The 18,382-nt window shown below is 42.8% G+C and carries 19 protein-coding genes; 12 read left to right on the forward strand and 7 right to left on the reverse strand.

What is annotated here, in order from left to right; genetic code table 11:
• Positions 1–38 precede the first annotated feature (38 nt).
• The 3 genes from M301_RS08150 to M301_RS08160 all read left to right on the forward strand — a co-directional run bounded on the left by M301_RS08150 (position 39) and on the right by M301_RS08160 (position 2,780).
• Complete coding sequence (locus M301_RS08150) at positions 39–788, forward strand: hypothetical protein (protein ID WP_013148289.1); 750 nt, start codon at positions 39–41, stop codon at positions 786–788.
• Between the two features lie 127 nt (positions 789–915).
• Entirely contained in the window at positions 916–2,418 is a 1,503-nt protein-coding gene (locus tag M301_RS08155) for an ammonium transporter (RefSeq protein ID WP_013148290.1), read from the forward strand.
• On the forward strand, positions 2,418–2,780 hold the full coding sequence (locus M301_RS08160; protein ID WP_013148291.1) for a hypothetical protein: 363 nt from the start codon (positions 2,418–2,420) through the stop codon (positions 2,778–2,780). The genes M301_RS08155 and M301_RS08160 overlap by 1 nt, the downstream gene beginning before the upstream one ends.
• Before the next feature lie 204 nt (positions 2,781–2,984).
• Here the strand turns inward: M301_RS08160 and M301_RS08165 are convergent, their stop codons facing one another.
• From M301_RS08165 to M301_RS08190, 6 genes are all read right to left on the reverse strand, one after another.
• Positions 2,985–3,848 (reverse strand): TraB/GumN family protein, encoded by an 864-nt coding sequence (locus M301_RS08165; RefSeq protein WP_013148292.1) that lies wholly within the window; start codon positions 3,846–3,848, stop codon positions 2,985–2,987.
• Between the two features lie 73 nt (positions 3,849–3,921).
• Positions 3,922–6,060 (reverse strand): YgiQ family radical SAM protein, encoded by a 2,139-nt coding sequence (locus tag M301_RS08170; protein ID WP_013148293.1) that lies wholly within the window; start codon positions 6,058–6,060, stop codon positions 3,922–3,924.
• A gap of 114 nt (positions 6,061–6,174) precedes the next feature.
• Positions 6,175–6,525, reverse strand: coding sequence for a DUF3147 family protein (locus M301_RS08175; protein ID WP_013148294.1), 351 nt, complete (start codon positions 6,523–6,525; stop codon positions 6,175–6,177).
• 12 nt (positions 6,526–6,537) lie between these two features.
• Positions 6,538–7,929 (reverse strand): multicopper oxidase family protein, encoded by a 1,392-nt coding sequence (locus tag M301_RS08180; protein WP_013148295.1) that lies wholly within the window; start codon positions 7,927–7,929, stop codon positions 6,538–6,540.
• A 2-nt stretch (positions 7,930–7,931) separates the two neighbouring features.
• Positions 7,932–9,293: a TolC family protein gene (locus tag M301_RS08185; protein WP_041359392.1), complete on the reverse strand. Its 1,362-nt coding sequence runs from the start codon at positions 9,291–9,293 to the stop codon at positions 7,932–7,934.
• Between the two features lie 116 nt (positions 9,294–9,409).
• Positions 9,410–9,679, reverse strand: coding sequence for a hypothetical protein (locus M301_RS08190; protein WP_148218590.1), 270 nt, complete (start codon positions 9,677–9,679; stop codon positions 9,410–9,412).
• A gap of 171 nt (positions 9,680–9,850) precedes the next feature.
• Between M301_RS08190 and aat the strand changes: the two genes are divergently transcribed.
• Both aat and M301_RS08200 read left to right on the forward strand, forming a co-directional pair.
• Positions 9,851–10,552, forward strand: a complete 702-nt coding sequence (aat, locus tag M301_RS08195; RefSeq protein ID WP_013148298.1) for a leucyl/phenylalanyl-tRNA--protein transferase — start codon at positions 9,851–9,853, stop codon at positions 10,550–10,552.
• A gap of 1 nt (position 10,553) precedes the next feature.
• On the forward strand, positions 10,554–11,303 hold the full coding sequence (locus M301_RS08200; protein ID WP_013148299.1) for an arginyltransferase: 750 nt from the start codon (positions 10,554–10,556) through the stop codon (positions 11,301–11,303).
• Between the two features lie 8 nt (positions 11,304–11,311).
• On the opposite strand, the gene M301_RS08205 is transcribed toward M301_RS08200, so the two are convergent.
• Positions 11,312–12,259: a sugar nucleotide-binding protein gene (locus tag M301_RS08205; RefSeq protein ID WP_013148300.1), complete on the reverse strand. Its 948-nt coding sequence runs from the start codon at positions 12,257–12,259 to the stop codon at positions 11,312–11,314.
• Between the two features lie 110 nt (positions 12,260–12,369).
• On the opposite strand from M301_RS08205, the gene M301_RS08210 reads away from it, so the two are divergent.
• From M301_RS08210 to M301_RS08240, 7 genes are all read left to right on the forward strand, one after another.
• On the forward strand, positions 12,370–12,936 hold the full coding sequence (locus tag M301_RS08210; protein ID WP_013148301.1) for a GbsR/MarR family transcriptional regulator: 567 nt from the start codon (positions 12,370–12,372) through the stop codon (positions 12,934–12,936).
• Between the two features lie 11 nt (positions 12,937–12,947).
• A complete protein-coding gene (locus M301_RS08215) occupies positions 12,948–13,364 on the forward strand; it encodes a thiol-disulfide oxidoreductase DCC family protein (protein WP_013148302.1) in 417 nt (138 codons plus the stop codon).
• A gap of 74 nt (positions 13,365–13,438) precedes the next feature.
• Positions 13,439–14,311: a prephenate dehydrogenase gene (locus tag M301_RS08220; RefSeq protein ID WP_013148303.1), complete on the forward strand. Its 873-nt coding sequence runs from the start codon at positions 13,439–13,441 to the stop codon at positions 14,309–14,311.
• A gap of 10 nt (positions 14,312–14,321) precedes the next feature.
• Positions 14,322–15,602 (forward strand): 3-phosphoshikimate 1-carboxyvinyltransferase, encoded by a 1,281-nt coding sequence (gene aroA, locus M301_RS08225; protein ID WP_013148304.1) that lies wholly within the window; start codon positions 14,322–14,324, stop codon positions 15,600–15,602.
• 14 nt (positions 15,603–15,616) lie between these two features.
• A complete protein-coding gene (gene cmk, locus M301_RS08230) occupies positions 15,617–16,282 on the forward strand; it encodes a (d)CMP kinase (protein WP_013148305.1) in 666 nt (221 codons plus the stop codon).
• Between the two features lie 189 nt (positions 16,283–16,471).
• Positions 16,472–17,983: a 30S ribosomal protein S1 gene (rpsA, locus tag M301_RS08235; RefSeq protein WP_013148306.1), complete on the forward strand. Its 1,512-nt coding sequence runs from the start codon at positions 16,472–16,474 to the stop codon at positions 17,981–17,983.
• A gap of 31 nt (positions 17,984–18,014) precedes the next feature.
• A complete protein-coding gene (locus M301_RS08240; protein ID WP_013148307.1) occupies positions 18,015–18,296 on the forward strand; it encodes an integration host factor subunit beta in 282 nt (93 codons plus the stop codon).
• The last annotated feature ends 86 nt before the right edge of the window (positions 18,297–18,382 follow it).

Raw genomic sequence — 18,382 nt, forward strand, 5'->3', positions numbered from 1 at the left:
GCTTAATAAAAATACTATTAGTATTTAAAGCTTATTAAATGATCAAAAATCAGAATGTCGAATCGACCACCACTCAAAACTCAAAACAAAACTCTATTTATTTAGGTTTGCAAAGTGTATTAACTGAACAAGAAGCAAATGAAGTCATTGAAAAGTGGTCGACCTATTTCAAAGGTACAGGATCAATATTCAATGGACTAAATAGTTTTGCAAAAGAAGTTTGTCAAACCTATGGCATTGCAGACCAACAACGAGATCTATTAAGAGCTTTACACCGTGCATTACTCCACGGAGACAATGATGTGAGTGCAAAAGGGCTCAAAGACAGTACACGGAACAAACCATCGATTGAACCAGCTATTGAATCGGCTACTGAATCAAGCACTGAATTGGACAATAGTGTCTACACTGCACTATTTAGCCACCAAGCGATCAACACCCCGGAATTTCTAACATTTCAGAGCTTACTTCTAAAAATTCTAGATTTATTGGAAAAGTTTGAAAATGGTATAAGCCAGAAGTTAAATCCCTTCTTAATAGAACTGATTCACAGCATGCCTTGGTCTGAAGGTCAGCAGAATCAGCTTCTATCGCTCATCAATACTGGCAAAACCATACAGTTGCGTACCTATATGCCTGATCAACTTAAGTCATTTTTAAAACATTTGCGCTCTTGGGTAGAGGCTGAAATAGGTAGCACTGAAGCAGCGAAGGTGATGAACGAAGCGATTGAGGCTGTTAAAAGTCAGCCTGAAAACCTCAACTACAATGTTAAAAAGTTTCTATAAGATAATATTTAATAAGGCATATTTTTTGCTTACATTAAACTATATAACAATATCTAAAACTAATTTTATAGTTCAAATTGTTAATTTTAATCCATCAAAAATAGTAAATACTTAGGAATTAAAACTTATGTACTCTAAAAATAGAAGTCTATGGATTTGGCTTTTTGTTGTAGTCATCAACATGCTGGCAGTTTCGGCATATTCAGAAACAACCACTCCTGAAATAAACGCCAATCCAGAACCTGTGGCTGCAAGCCCTGTTTCTCCAGCGCCAATATCAGATACTCCTGAACTGACACCTCCACCATCTTACATATCAGAGCAGACTACTCAACCAGTGACTCCTGTAGCAGAAGTAGCTCCTGTAGCCCCTGCTGCAGTAGTTTATACAAAACCTTACTCAGTTGGTTTTGATAAAATCAACTCGGGTGACACGGCATGGATGTTATCTTCCACAGCACTGGTTTTGTTAATGACAATTCCAGGACTAGTCTTGTTTTACGCAGGTATGGTGCGTAAGAGAAATGTGCTTTCTACAGCGTTGCAAAGTTTTGCCATCTGTTGTTTGGTAAGTGTCATTTGGATACTGATTGGTTACACGATTGCATTTACACCGGGAACAACGCCCTATCTCGGTGGTTTAGATCGTCTAATGCTATCTGGTCTTGGCTACGTTAAAGCGACCAGTCAGCTGACAGTCAGTCATTTAGCACCGACTATTCCTGAATCAGTATTTGTCATGTTTCAAATGACATTTGCAATTATTACTCCAGCGCTGATTGTTGGCGCCTTTGCCGAGCGCATGCGTTTTACAGCAATGCTGTTGTTCATGACACTTTGGTCGATATTTGTTTACGCACCAGTGGCTCACTGGGTGTGGGAGCCATCAGGTTTATTTGCTTCTATGGGTGTATTAGATTTTGCCGGCGGAACAGTCGTTCATATTAATGCAGGTGCAGCGGGTCTCGTTTGCGCCTATGTGTTAGGCCCTAGAGTAGGTTATGGCAAAGTGCCTTTTATTCCGTATAACCTAGTCTACACACTGGTTGGCGCATCACTGCTATGGGTTGGTTGGTTTGGCTTTAATGCAGGCTCCGCGTTAGCCGCAGATGGTCGTGCAGGCATGGCTATGCTGGTGACACAAGTAGCGGCAGCTATGGCCGCATTAACTTGGATATTGATTGAATGGTTAGTTAAATCAAGAATCACTATGCTGGGATTCGCATCTGGGGCAGTAGCTGGTCTAGTTGCAATTACGCCCGCTTCTGGATTCGTGAATGTGAGCGGAGCATTAGCTATTGGTGTTGCTAGTGGTGCACTTTGCTACGTGGGCGCTACCAGCCTCAAGCGCTTATTAGGTGCCGACGATGCATTAGATGTATTTGGTATTCATGGTGTAGGCGGCTTAGTTGGTGCAGTCTTGACGGGCGTCTTTGCGGATAAAGCGATAAGTGGTCTGGACGCGAATGTCGCGTTACAAGCTGTAGCGGCATTTAGCACCTTGGCATATAGTGCAATAGCAACTCTGATTATTTTGAAAATTGTAAATCTATTGGTTGGTTTACGTGTTGATGCTGAAGATGAGCACGATGGACTTGACCTAACTCAGCACGCAGAGAGGATATTGTAATGGCAGAGACTTTACATAGCACTGAAAAGGTTTCAGTAGCCGCGCTGATTAGCGTGATACTCAGGCGTAAAATAAGTCGAACCATTGATATTAAATGGCTCGTTGAAAATGAAGTTTACGCCAAAAATATTATTGCGCTTTCTCGCGAACAAGGACTAACTGACCTGAATGAATATGTCGATCATTTTGAAATGCTGATGTTCGGAAAGCTATCTACTACGCCACCAGCAGTAGAAAACACTAGCGCTACTAAAAATGAATCGACAGCTTTCAAAAAAACACTAACGCCATCTTTTGAAGAAGAGGATGAAGGTGCGAGTGAGGTCATCGATACACATAAATATGTAGGTGGCATAAGGTAGAGCTTCACCGAGTTGAGAGTTGACAAGGTTAAAACTTTACTCGGTGTTAGGCAGTCCATATTGGCAAAGTAACAAGCAACATATTGGTGCAAGCGTGATATGTTGGTGCAACTGTAATGTATAACTTGCTCGCTTTTTGCTGTCTCTGAGTGTCTCAAAGCTAACGCATCTAAACAACCAAGCCTTAATTACAGCTTATTAAACTTAATTGATTGGACTTAGTTTATAACCAGCGTCTTTTAACCTAGCGATTAAACCGCCTTTACCCGCTAAGTGTGAGGCGCCAACTGCAACGAATACGCTTTTGTTCTTAGCTTCCTCCGTAATGCGTTGCGCCATTACCACATTACGCTCATCCAATAACTTAGAACGCATTTTTGCCCACAAGGCAGGCGGTAACATGCCGCCTGTAATTTTTTCGTCTAGGGCAGCCACTTTGTTACTATCCCCCGCTAAATAAGCCGCCATTAATGATTCAAAATCACGCTCTTTCTGCTCTGGACTGCGCTTTAACACTGCTCTTAACATCGTTAGTTGTTCATCGCGACTAAAGCTATCCATCACGCCAAAATGTTCTTTCGTATCTTCAATCCCGATTACTTCTTTACCAAGATCTTCAGACTTAGTCATAAGTAGATTATCTTGCGCGAAAGGTGTGAGGGGTTTAGGTGAATCAAACACTACAGCAAGTAACCATGGCTTCATATGGGTTGCAGCGTCACGGTGCATGACGTGAAATTCAGCTAAGGCATAGACCTTATCAAGCTCGGACTCGGTTAGCATGTTTTTCAAGTCGCCATCTGGCATCATGAATACGCTACGGTCATTGGGTGCTAACGTTTCCATCATAAACTCATCAACTGATGCCAGCGCATTATCAACGGCTGGTGAGAAGTTTGTTACACGGTTGTCGTCGGTATGCATGGTACCGAAAAGGTAATTGGTTTTACCTGTGGGCGATTCAACTTTCCAGAACAGTCCCTGTTCAGCGCAAGCATTGGTGTTAGCAAGCGCTAAAAAACCAAACGTGAGAAAAGCGCTTAACAGCCGTTTAAATTGCAAAATCATAAAGCCACCTTAAAGTATTAGGAGTGTGAGCAATCAAATACCCCTAATACTTTAACTTAACCGGCAAGAGCTATTAGGAATATTTGCGTTTGACTTCTGACACACGTCTAGGTCGAATAGTTCTTTCAAGCTTTTCACCCCGCACTGTAGTAATCGGCTTGTTCGAAAGTGGTTGCCAAGCAGGAATCAAATGCTGCTTGCCGTTACCAATTAAATCTTCGCGACCCATTTTGATTAATGCCTCACGCAGCATTGGCCAGTTGTTAGGGTCATGGTAGCGAATAAACGCTTTATGCAATTTACGCACATTGCCCGCTTTTGGAATTGGCACATTGTCAGAATCTGCAGTGACTTTGCGCAATGGGTTTTTGCCTGAATGGTACATCGCCGTGGCCATTGCCATTGGTGTGGGCGTAAAGGTTTGTACTTGATCTAACTTAAAGTCGTATTTCTTCAGCCAGAGCGCTAAGTTGAGCATGTCTAGTTCTGTGGTGCCCGGATGCGCTGCAATAAAATATGGAATCAAATACTGCTTCTTACCTGCTTCAGCACTAAATTTTTCAAACATGGCTTTAAATTCATCATAAGCATCCATACCGGGCTTCATCATTTTACTGAGTACATTCTCTTCAGAATGTTCAGGAGCGATTTTTAAATAGCCACCCACATGATGTTGCACTAACTCTTTGACGTATTCAGGCGACTTCACTGCAAGGTCATAACGCACACCACTGCCGATTAAAATCTTCTTAACACCTTTAATGGCACGTGCCTTACGGTATAACTGAATCAAGGCCGTGTGGTCTGTGTTCAAGTTTTCACAAACGCCAGGATAAACACAGCTTAACTTACGGCAGTTTTTCTCAATGGTCTCTGATTTACAAGCAATCCGGTACATATTGGCCGTTGGACCACCGAGATCTGAAATCACACCAGTGAAACCATCAACTTTATCGCGAATCTCTTCAACCTCTTTCAAAATTGATGCTTCACTACGGCTTTGAATGATGCGACCTTCGTGCTCTGTAATACTACAAAACGTACAGCCGCCAAAACAACCACGCATGATATTCACACTAAAACGTATCATTTCCCATGCAGGGATTTTTGCATTTCCGTAGGCTGGATGCGGCTTACGCGCATATGGCATATCGTAAACGTAGTCCATCTCTTTGGTGGTAAGAGGAATCGGCGGTGGATTGAGCCACACTTCTCTATCGCCATGCTTTTGCACTAAAGCGCGCGCATTGCCGGGGTTAGCTTCCAAGTGCAACACACGTGAAGCATGCGCATATAACACTGGGTCTTGGGCGACAGCTTCATAATCTGGCAAACGAACAACCTGTTTAGCGCGATCTGCTTTAGGCTTACGTACGATTTCAATTGCTTTCGTGCCTTCAGGCAAAGCTGGCTTGGCATTGTTTTCGTCTGTGGCACAACTTGCATCAGCCTTACCCATTTTCATTTCATATGGGTCAACATGCTTTTCAACTGTGCCTGGGCGATCTAGTTTTGTGCTTTCAATCTCGCTCCAACCTTCTGGAATCTTCTTACGCAAAAAAGCAGTACCGCGAATATCTTGAATATCCGCAACTTTTTCACCTTTAGCGATGCGATGACTTAACTCGATTAAAGCGCGTTCAGCATTGCCGTAAAGCAAAATATCCGCCTTAGAATCTATCAACACACTGCGGCGGACTTTATCGCTCCAGTAGTCGTAATGCGCAATACGGCGCAAACTGGCTTCTATGCTACCAATCACCAAAGGCACATCTGAATATGCCTCACGACAGCGTTGCGAGTAAACTAGCACAGCCCTATCAGGACGCTTATTTGGCGCAGCATCTGGTGTGTAAGCATCATCACTGCGAATTTTTCTATCCGCCGTGTAACGATTCACCATGCTATCCATATTGCCAGCAGTCACACCGAAATACAGGTTAGGCTTACCTAGTGCTTTAAAAGCATTGGCATTTTGCCAGTCTGGCTGGGAGATAATACCCACGCGAAAACCTTGAGCCTCTAGCAAACGTCCGACTAAAGCAATACCAAAGCTCGGATGATCGATATAAGCATCACCAGAAATCAAAATAATGTCGCAGCTATCCCAGCCAAGTTCGTCCATCTCGGCACGAGACATAGGTAAAATCGGCGCAGCACCAAACCGCTTCGCCCAGTAAGGGCGATAGCTGTGAATGGGCTTTGCGAGCATTGTTGTGTATTGTTCCAAGGTATTCGCTACAAATTTTTAAGTTCGGGCATTTTACGCGCTAATCGTATGATTAAGAAGCTTTTTTTACAAAAACCTTGCTAAAATTAACCCTATCTAAATTAGGTCTATACCAAACTGTTTTACCAACAAGGCAAATAGTAAAAAAGTGACGATGGTAAATATCACACAAGATACCAATGTCAGCACAAAACCCCATTTAGGCAGCAAGTAAGGGAAAAGCAAAAACATGGGCAAAGTTGGCAACACATACCAAAAAGTATAGTACGCATGGTTAGCAATTTTACTAGTTGGCTGATGCTCAACATACAGCCAAATCAGCGTGAGTACTGTCACCAATGGCAGAGCAGCAATCAAACCGCCAAGTTTATCGCTGCGCTTGGCAAACTCCGACACCATGACTACTACGCCTGCTGTGATTAAATATTTAAAAATAATATATTGCATGACAACTCCTGATTAATGTCCAGCATGGCCTGTAGGTTTGCGCACCTGTACTTCTACCGCAGCTTTTTCATCGGTCGCGGATTGCCTTGGCGGTTCTGGCGCATCGCCAACAAACTCATAAGCCAGAGTACCTTTTGGAAATTGATAATGTCCGGGGTCTTTGTAGTCACCTTTCGCTAAACCTTCACGAACTTTTAAGGTAGAAAACATACCACCCATATTAACATCGCCAAACTGCCCTTTACCCGTCATCATCGGCAAGGTATTTTCTGGTAATGGCATCGGCATCATCGCCGCCATATCGCTCATTTCCGCCATGCCCGTTTCGCCCATTGCCATATAATCTGGCACTAAATTACTAATTTTATCGACTAAATCTCCCTGCTGAACACCTAGCAAGGTCGGTACTTGGTGCCCCATCGCGTTCATCGTGTGATGACTTTTATGGCAATGGAAGGCCCAATCACCAGGGTTATTTGCCACAAACTCAATCGCGCGCATTTGCCCTACGCCAATATCTGTAGTCACTTCCGGCCATCTTGCTGTAGGCGGTACCCAACCGCCATCGGTACCTGTCACTTGAAACTCGTGACCATGCAAATGAATTGGATGATTGGTCATGGTGAGGTTACCCACACGGATACGCACTCGGTCATTTTTGCGCACCACAAGCGGGTCTATACCTGGGAATGCACGACTATTCCATGTCCATAAATTAAAATCCAGCATCGTATTGATTTTTGGAGTGTAGCTTCCGGGGTCAATATCATAAGCATTCAGCAAAAAGATAAAATCTCTATCTACAGGCATGAATTTAGGATTTTTAGGGTGCGTGACCCAGCTACCCATCAGCCCCATCGCCATTTGTGTCATTTCATCAGCGTGTGGATGATACATAAAGCTACCCGCACGTTTAGCTTCAAATTCATACACAAAAGTCTTACCGGGCGCTATTGCAGGCTGAGTTAAACCACTCACCCCATCCATGCCATTGGGTACAGGTTGTCCATGCCAATGCACACTGGTTACTTCGGGCAGCCTGTTTGTTACAAAAATACGCACCTTATCGCCCTCCACCACTTCAATGGTCGGGCCTGGGCTTTGACCGTTGTAGCCCCATAAATGCGCTTTCATACCAGGTGCAATTTCACGCACAACTGGCTCTGCCACTAAGTGAAACTCTTTAACGCCGTTATTCATACGCCAAGGCAAACTCCAGCCATTCAAGGTCACCACTGGGTTGTAAGGTCGGCCAGTATCAGGGTGCAACGGTGTTTGTGTATTTGCGCTTTCTGCTGAAACAATTTCAGGCAAAGCCGCCATTGCAACCTTGCTAACGGTGGATGCTGCGATGCCAGCACCTGCTAATTTAAAAAAGTTACGTCTACTTAAAAAGTCGTTCATATTCATTTTCCTTCTTTGCTGGCACTGCCAATTAGTGACATCTGCAATGCAGTTTCTGCCAACCAAAATTCATTTAATGTTGCGATATAGCTATTCACACTTGCAACTTGCGCACGGGCATTGGCAAACAGCTCAAATGGGCTAATTAACATGCCGTTGTAACGCAGCTGATTCTCTTGTAATACTTTTTTACGCAGTGGAACGATTTCATCGCGATAATGTTTAGCTACTTCATAATTTGTCTGATAGCGGCTATAGGCTTCACGTATTTCCGATTGCGCATTAATCGCCAATTGCGCGGTACGATTCACCGCCTGCATGTAAGTCGCCTCAGCCTTCGCCACCTTCGCACTACCCCAGTCAAACAAAGGCAACTCGAATGATATATCCACGCCTTTTTTATAGGGATCGCCACGTCTACCCTCTAACACTCTTGCAGGACCAATTTCTAGCACATTGATGAAGCGCGTAGTTTTAGTAAGCCCAAGTTGCTTAGCTAAAGCTTGCGTTTCTAAACGCATCGCTTGCAGATCCAAACGTTGCTCAAATGCGGTTTTTTCGTAAGCATGCAATTCATCTATGGTTTGAGGTAAATCTGGCAGGCGTTTCTCTAAAACTAGCTGGTCTAAAGGTAGCGCAAGCAAACGCGACAATGCTTCATGCGCGCTGGTTTGTTGATTCTTTGAATTGGCATACTCAACAATTGCTTCTGCGTAAAAACTTTGCTCGGTCGCCTGCTCAAGCGCGTTCCAATTACCAGCCTTCACCATGCGATTTGCCAGCTCAGCGCTGGCTTCTGCAGACTCTTTGACTTGTTCGCTATAACTCAAACGCTCATTTGCAGCTACAGCATTAAAATAGGCAAGCCGCGTTTCATGCGCTAAATTTAAAACATCAAGTGCGACGGATCGCTTGGTCTTTTCAAAGTTGCTACGCTCAATTTCCAACATTTTTGGCATGGTGACCAGCGAAAAAATGTTAAAAGTCAGCGCTTGTTCTATTTTGTAATCACCGTCATTTCTGGCATACAACATAGAAAACTTAGGGTTTGGCAAACGCCCTGCTTGCACAACATCCGCTTCAGAAATACCTAGTTGGTAAAACGAAGCCTGTAAATCTTTATTATTGAGCAAAGCGAGCTGCACCGCGCTATCGGCATTCAGTGGTGTTTTTAATAGCTCAGCCACTCTATCGGCGACAGCTTTTTGTTCTGCCTCGGTTTTTGACCAAACTATTTCTTGCTTGATATGCTCAGCACTTGTTTTTTTCACTCCATCAAAACCGCCGTCTTGAGAAAATGTCGCGCAACCACCGAGCGCCAAGCTGACTGATACACAAGTGAGCATTATTCGGAAAAATTTCATATACACCCCATCTATAGAATCAGGTCTTACTGTGTACGATCCACAATAAAACTAAAATTGATGACCTGCTCATCGCTTACAAATGCGCAAACGACGGGCAGGACAAAGCTTATGAGCTATGCGATGGGTGGTTTTTGAGGTTGAGCAGTGCTGGGGGAATGATAAATTTCAACAAAGAGTGCTGTTGCAATCACCGTTTTTTGTAAAGCAGGAGAACTCAATGGAGCTTGCACCATCATTGAAAAGCAGGCAAAACAATGACCGCAATCTTTACAGTTTGCATGCGCGTGCTGCTTTTCATGCGCTTGCTGAACAAGCTGTACTTCATGACAATGCTCAGCTTGTGCCTCTGCATGGCTAGGGGTAACTTCTACGGATACCATCATGCCGCTTGCATAAACAGTTTCACTAATAAACAATGTCAACAAAAGCAACACGAATAATCTTAAAAGTTTATGTGATGACAAAGACATAGGATTCATTTAATCATAAAGGCTAAACAAGGTAAACTAACATTTAACTTCAATCAAATCGACCGTTAAATTCACACGAAATTTATGAGCTACGCCTATTATCAATTGCCCAGCGGACGGGTCGCTAGTCTAGAGGATGACTGCGAGTTTCCGCCTTTATCTATGGCACTAAAAGACCCAAATGGTTTAATTGCGATTGGCGGTGATTTATCGGCAACACGTCTGCTAGAAGCTTATCAGCAAGGAATATTTCCATGGTTTAACGAGGACGAACCTGTGATGTGGTGGAGCCCAAGCCCACGCATGGTACTTTTTCCAGATGAGCTAAAAATATCAAATTCACTGAGAAAAACACTCAAAAAACAGCCTTTCGAGGTGCGCTTTAATACAAATTTTAGTGCAGTCATGACCGCCTGTAGCAATACACCTAGATTAGACAAAAACAATAACCCGGCAGGTACTTGGATTAGCCATGAAATGATAGCCGCCTATAGTGAACTTAACCGCTTAGGTTATGCCATAAGTATGGAAAGCTGGCTTGACAATCAATTGGTCGGTGGTTGTTATGGCGTTAAGATTGGGCACATGTTTTATGGAGAGAGTATGTTTCATCATCTAACAGATGCTTCAAAAGTAGCCTTTGTGCATCTGGTAAGATACTTACAAACACAAAATGTTGGCCTGATAGATTGCCAGATGAAAACACCGTTACTCGCCAGCTTTGATGGACGTGAGATTGAGCGAGATCTTTTTATTCAACATCTAAAATTTTTGGTAAGCGCTTAGTATGACAATTCCATCAGAACCACCTCTAAGTAAGCTGCAGTTTTACGTCACCACTGGCTACACTTGTGGTTATTTACCCAATAAACTCGCGCAAAGTTTAATTGCCACACCGCAGCATTTAATTGACGCACATATATACAGCGGCCTGATTCAGCAAGGCTTTAGACGTAGTGGTAAGTTTGCCTACAGACCACATTGTGAAAGCTGCCGAGAATGCATACCAGTAAGAGTGATGCTAAATGATTTTGTGCCAAATCGCAGTCAGAAACGCGCGTACAAACACCACCAGAACCTCACCACCACCATTCTGCCTATTGCCTATCATGAAGAGCACTATGAACTATACGCAGCTTACCAAGCTGCACGTCATGCGGAATCTGAACAAAATCCTGAGCAAGAGTCAGAGCGAATTACAGAAATTGAAAAAATTGAGCAATATCAAAGTTTTTTATGCCAAACCAATGTAGAAAGTGTGATGGTCGAATTTAGAGAAAACGATCAACTTAAAATGGTCAGTGTGATTGATATTGTGCTCGATGGCATCTCAGCTGTTTACACTTTTTACGACACTAGTGACCCGCACGCAAGCTTGGGTACTTACAACGTACTTTGGCAGGTTGAATGGGCTAAAACGCTCAATTTCCCTTATTTATATTTAGGTTATTGGATTAGAGATAGCAAAAAAATGGCTTATAAACAAAATTATAAGCCTCTTGAAATGTTGATTGATGGTGAATGGCAGCTCATCTAAGCAATCTATTAAACACCTCTAATCGCTTTTAGCTTTCCAACTTCTAATTGTAAGTTAGGTAAATTCAAGCAATCGCGCTCAGCTTTTGCACCTATCTCGGTCGGTTTACGTCCAAGTAATATCGGCAGCATATTTTTTGCAGGCACATTGTAGCCTTGCATTAACTCAAAGTGTCCAAATGACAACGGCGTCCAAGCTAACAAATCAAAAATATGGCTAAATAATCGCACGAAAATTTTAGGCGCAGCAATTTGCAAAGCACGCTTTTGGCTTGTTTGAGTGCGCAATTTAGTCAGATATTGTTCAATAGCAAAAACTTCGTTGCCTCCAAGCTCTATTACTTTTGGTAAGTTATCAAAATCCATTTGGCATAGATTAGCTACCGCCTCCCCCAAATCAGCCACTTGTAATGGCGCAATCAGACCTTCTGATTTCATCACAAACTGCACAGGCCATGTTGCCACCCTTCTAAACCATTTAGCACCATAGCCGCCAGCGCCGTCCAACAATGATGGACGAACTAAAATTGCTTGCGCACCACTATTTAAAATGCCTTGTTCACCTGCAAATTTAGAACTTATAAAACGGCTTTTTGCGAGATCTGTTAAACCTATCACTGAAATTTGAATTAATCGAACATTCATCTTGGCACAAGCTTGAGCTAAGGCCGCTGGTGCTAAATTATGCACCTTATCGTAAGTTTCACGTTTTGATTGAATACGTGATAGAAGATTTCTTTCATGCAAAATTCCCACAGCGTTCACGACAATATCAATGCCTTTCAATACTGGCAGCCAATTATCCACCAGCAACATTTCTTGCATGCGTATGCTCACCATATCGACACTCCCAGCTGGATTACGGCTTCCTATCAACACATGAACGCCCTGCTGCTTAAGTTTTGCCACGATGCTGCTTCCTATAAAACCATTACCTCCCAACATAAGTACTTTCATTTTATCCACCTTATAAAATACAAATCTATTATTTCTTTAATTTCTGTATTGACAGAAATATATGACGAATGAGATACTGTGTCAAATGGTATTTTTTAGAGGATATAAAAATGAACACTGAAGCCAATATTGAATCAAACGAAAAAATACAATTAAGTGAGCTGGGCAATCAATTTATTTTGCATTGGGGTGAAATGGGCACGCGCTGGGGCATTAACCGTACCGTGTCGCAAATACATGCATTTTTATACTTTATTGGCAAACCGGCGAACGCAGAACAAATTGCCGACACCTTACAAGTCGCACGTTCAAACGTCAGCAACAGTCTAAAAGAACTACAAAACTGGCACTTAGTACGCATCACTCACATGATGGGCGATAGACGCGATTACTTTGAAACATCGCTCGATATTTGGGAGTTATTTCGCACGGTAATTACCGAACGTAAAGCACGAGAGTTCGACCCAACCGTACAGTTTTTAGAGCGCTATTTGTCAGAGAGTACATTTAACAACAATGAATTAGAAGCTAAAAAACGCGTTCAAGATATGCTGGAGTTAATGAAAACTCTGTCTATTTGGGGCGATGAAATGATTAAACTAAAACCAGAAACACTGACAAAAATTATGAAATACGGCGCAAAAATTCAAATGTTAATACGTGGCAACAACTCATAAGGGAAAACAAAATGACACAAAACATACAATTTCCACTGACTATTTATTACGACGCTTCTTGTCCACTTTGCGCCAGCGAAATGCACACCATTAAAGAGACTGATTTTGAGAACAAGTTAATTTTAGTGGATTGCTCAAACCAAGCATTCAATGAACCTGACTTTTGCCCCACCACCAAAGAAGTCATGATGGAGCGTATTCATGCGCAAGATGCTGCAGGCAATTGGATTAAAGGAGTAGATGTGTTTGCAGTCGCTTATGGAGCTGCTGGATTTAGCAGTCTTGCCAAAATTTGGGGAAGTAAATCACTCAGGCCCATACTTACCCGCGCCTATCCATTGATTGCAGATAATCGTCATTGGTTGTCAAAAACACCGGTCCCCTATCTATTAAATGGTGTTTTACGGTTCTGCGCACCTTCACGCTAAGTAACTGTCGGTAACCAAAAATGCTACAATTCAGTTTTTTAACTTGTAGCATTTCTTCTGAAAACTTTTAACTTTTGAAAAAAATCGTCATTTTTGGTGTGGGTTTGATTGGTGGCTCTTTTGCGCTAGCGCTTAAAAAAGCCAGCGCAACGCATATAACAGGCATTGGCCGCAGTCAGGAAAGTTTGCAAGAAGCCCTAAAACTAGGTGTGATTGATGCGTTTTCTGATACACAAGAAGCCAACATCCATGCAGCACTTCAAGATACGGACTTGATAATGATTGCCGCACCAGTCGCACAAACAGCCAGCATCTTACAAAGCATCAAGCCGCACTTAAGCAGTAACACAGTCATTACTGATGCAGGCAGCACAAAGAGTGATGTTTTAGCGTGCGCAAAAGAAGTTTTAGGCGAGCAATTCAATCAGTTTGTCGGTGGGCACCCCATCGCTGGCGCAGAGAAAAGTGGCGTAACCGCTGCAATGTCTGATTTATACGCAGGCAAAAACATTGTTTTAACCCCTACTGCAGAAACCAATAAAGACGGCGTTGCCGTAGTCGCTGAACTTTGGCGCACATGCGGTGCCAATGTAAGTGAAATGTCCGCTGAAACGCATGATGGTATTTTTGCCGCAGTGAGCCATTTACCGCATTTACTGGCATTTGCTTTAGTCGATGACATAGCCTCTCGCCCGAATGCCGCACAGCTATTTAGCTTCGCCGCCAGTGGCTTTAGAGACTTCACTCGAATCGCAGGCAGCCACCCCGAAATGTGGCGCGACATTAGTTTAGCCAACAAAACGGCTTTGTTAAGTGAGTTAGACGCTTACCAAAACGAGCTATCTCAACTCAAACAATTACTCACCAACGAAGATGGTGCTGGCTTACAAGCCCTCTTTAATCGCGCAAGCACCGCTCGAAATGCTTGGGCAAAAAATAGACAATAAAGACATAAAAATGGAACAACTCACCCTTCCCGCCAGCCATCAAGTTCAAGGCAATATCACGCTACCAGGCTCGAAAAGCATTTCAAATCGCACTTTACTCCTTGCCGCACTTAGTGAAGGTGCTACCGAAATTCGCGACCTATTAGCTTCGGATGATACTTCGCGCATGCTAGAAGCATTACAAACACTCGGTGTTAAGCTAGAAAATTTTGCTGAGAATGCATGGCGAGTAACAGGATGCGGTGGCAATTTTCCAAACAAAAAAGCAGAAATATTTTTGGGTAATGCTGGTACAGCATTCAGACCACTTACCGCCGTCCTTGCTTTAGCAGGCGGCGACTATACGCTATCTGGCGTACCTCGTATGCATGAGCGCCCCATCGGCGACTTAGTAGACGCACTAAAACAAGCTGGAGCTGATATTCAATACTTAGCCAACAGCGGCTTTCCACCGTTAAAAATAGCCGCTCCTAATATTGATTTATCCAAATCCATCAAAATTCGAGGTGATGTTTCCAGCCAGTTTCTAACAGCCCTGCTGATGGCGCTTCCGCTCACCAAGCAAAAAGCTACCATTGAGGTTGTGGGCGAATTGATTTCTAAACCTTACATTGAAATTACGCTTAATTTAATGGCGAAGTTTGGTGTGAATGTGCAGCGTGACGGTTGGCAAAGGTTTACTATTCCTGCGGATAGTCTCTATATCTCACCTAAACAGATCTTCGTTGAAGGAGACGCATCAAGTGCTTCATATTTCTTAGCAGCTGGTGCAATTGGTGGAAATGTACGCGTAGAAGGTCTAGGCGAAAATAGCATACAAGGTGATGTGAAATTTACTGATGCACTTGCCATAATGGGCGGAGAAATATCTTATGGCGAAAACCATATCACCGCGAATAAGGCAGCGAAAATTAAAACCATTGACTTAGATTGCAACCACATTCCCGATGCAGCAATGACTTTAGCGATTGTCGCCCTATTTGCCCAAGGCACAACAACCTTACGCAATATCGCCAGTTGGCGCGTAAAAGAAACTGACCGCATCGCCGCGATGGCAACTGAGTTACGCAAAGTGGGTGCGATTGTAGAAGAAGGTGCGGACTACATTAAAATCACACCGCCCGCTCAACTTACCCCTAATGCGGTGATTGACACTTATGATGACCACCGCATGGCCATGTGCTTTTCACTGGTTTCACTCGGTGGCGTGCCAATTACCATTAACGACCCTAAGTGCGTCAATAAGACATTCCCTGATTACTTTGCGCAATTTGCAAGTATCGTAAAATGAGTATAGCTAAATAAATGAATCATTTCCCTGTCATCGCTATCGATGGACCTTCTGCATCAGGTAAAGGCACGGTCGCACAACTAGTTGCAAGCAAACTTGGCTTTAATTACTTAGATTCTGGTGCGCTATACCGCATTGTTGCGTTTGCAGCGCAGCAAGATAATATCCCTTGGAGTGACGCCTTAGCCGTTACTGCATGCACTAAAACGCTCAAAATTGAATTTATCAATGAGCAGGTTTTACTCAATAATCAAGATGTTTCCAACGAGATACGTACTGAAGAAATTGGTAAAGGCGCATCGCAAGTAGCTGTACACGCACCATTACGTGCAGCTTTAGTCGACATGCAACATAGCTTTTGCAAAGCACCTGGCTTAATTGCAGACGGGCGAGACATGGGAACCGTGATATTTCCAGAAGCAGAATTGAAAGTGTTTCTCACGGCAAGCACTGAAACTCGCGCCTTACGCCGCTACAAACAACTGCAAGGCAAAAATCAGCCCGCCAATTATGAACATATCCTGCAAGACTTAACGGAACGTGACGCAAGAGATAAAGGTCGTGCAAGTGCTCCATTGCTCATGGCTGATGACGCGATTTTGCTTGAAACGGATAATGTAGGTATTTCGGACGCAGTGGACTATATTTTGCAAAAATACCAAATTCTGCAAAATACTTAAGTTTTTATACTGTTTTTATTAGAAAATTACTAATAAATTTAGTAAATAGTCTTTTATTTTTCAATGTTTTAGTTATAATTCTATTCTTTGTAATTTTTAAGAATTTTTCGTCTGCGTTTTACATTAATTCGCAGGTTTTTTTAATCACCCCACTGCTAGGTGGGATTATTTTTTAGGTAATTTTATTTAATGGCTTCTACTTCTAAATCTACTGCTTCACCGATGGAATCTTTTGCTGCGCTTTTTGAAGAAAGCTTAGCTCACCAAGAAATGCGTTCTGGTGAAGTGATTACAGCTGAGGTTATCTCAGTTGACCAAGATCACGTAATTGTTAATGCTGGTCTAAAATCAGAAAGCGTTATCGCTGCTGAAGAATTCAAAAACGCTCAAGGCGAAATCGAAGTTCAAGTTGGTGACTTCGTAAAAGTGTTAATCGAAAAATTGGAAGATGGTTTCGGTTCAACATTGCTTTCACGCGAAAAAGCAAAACGCATGGAAACATGGTTAGATTTAGAAGATGCGATGAACGAAGGCCGTATCATTAAAGGTTTCGTTAGCGGTAAAGTTAAAGGCGGTTTACGCGTTTCTGTAAACGGCATCATGGCATTCTTACCAGGTTCATTGGTTGATGTACGTCCTGTAAAAGACACTACTCCTTTTGAAAACAAAGAATGTGACCTAAAAGTAATCAAAATCGATCGCAAACGTAACAACATCGTTGTTTCACGCCGTGCGGTAATGGAAGTTAGCGCTGGTGCAGACCGTGATGCGTTAATGGGTACATTGGCTGAAGGCGCAGTGGTTAAAGGTATCGTTAAAAATATTACAGACTACGGTGCATTCGTTGATTTGGGCGGCATTGATGGTTTACTACACATTACTGACTTAGCATGGCGTCGTGTAAAACACCCATCTGAAGTATTAACAGTAGGTGAAGAAGTTGAAGCGAAAATCTTGAAATTCGATCAAGAGAAAAACCGTGTTTCACTAGGTATCAAACAATTGGGCGACGATCCATGGGTTGCATTAACACGTCGCTACCCAGTTTCAACACGTCTATTCGGTAAAGTTTCTAACTTGACTGACTACGGTGCATTCGTTGAAATCGAACCAGGTATCGAAGGTTTAGTTCACGTTTCAGAAATGGATTGGACTAACAAAAATATTCACCCAGGCAAAATCGCTCAATTAGGCGACGAAGTTGAAGTCATGATTCTTGAAATCGACGAAGCTCGTCGTCGTCTATCATTGGGTATGAAACAATGTAAAGCTAACCCATGGGATGATTTCTCTGCAACACATCACAAAGGTGATAACGTTTCAGGTCAAATCAAATCTATCACTGATTTCGGTGTGTTTATTGGCTTGCCAGGCGGTATCGATGGTTTAGTTCACTTGTCAGACCTATCATGGTCACAAACTGGCGAAGAAGCTATCCGCAACTTCAAAAAAGGTGACGAGTTACAAGCAGTTATCTTAGCAATCGATGTAGAAAAAGAGCGTATTTCATTAGGTGTTAAACAACTTTCTGCTGACCCTTCAGGCGCAAGTGCTTCAACTGAAGAAAAAACAGATGCTAAACCTAAAGCTAAATCTGCAAAAGCTAAAGATGCTGCACCACAAGTACCAAATGACGCAGCTTCTGCTGGTACAACCAACCTTGGTGCTTTATTAAAAGCTAAATTAGACAGCAAAAAATAAACTAAATAGTCAAGATAAAGGCACATAAAGCATGACTAAATCTGAACTAATCACCTTGCTTGCTGAGCGCTTTCCGCAGTTGGTAGTAAAAGATGCGGAACTATCAGTGAAGGCGATTTTAGATGCAATGTCCGATAACCTCGCTACTGGCGAGCGCATCGAGATACGTGGCTTTGGTAGCTTTAGCTTAAATTATCGTCCACCACGTTTAGGTCGTAACCCTAAAACCGGTAGTAAAGTGCAAGTACCAGAAAAACACGTACCTCACTTTAAAGCTGGTAAAGAGTTACGTGAACGTGTGGACTTGGGTTAAATACCTAGCTTAAGCATCTGAATTAACTTCTAGTTTAAAGTATTAGTGTTTAAATAAAAAAACGGCAGCCTTTAGCTGCCGTTTTT

The sequence above is a fragment of the Methylotenera versatilis 301 genome, from assembly GCF_000093025.1.
Taxonomy (GTDB): Bacteria; Pseudomonadota; Gammaproteobacteria; order Burkholderiales; family Methylophilaceae; genus Methylotenera; species Methylotenera versatilis.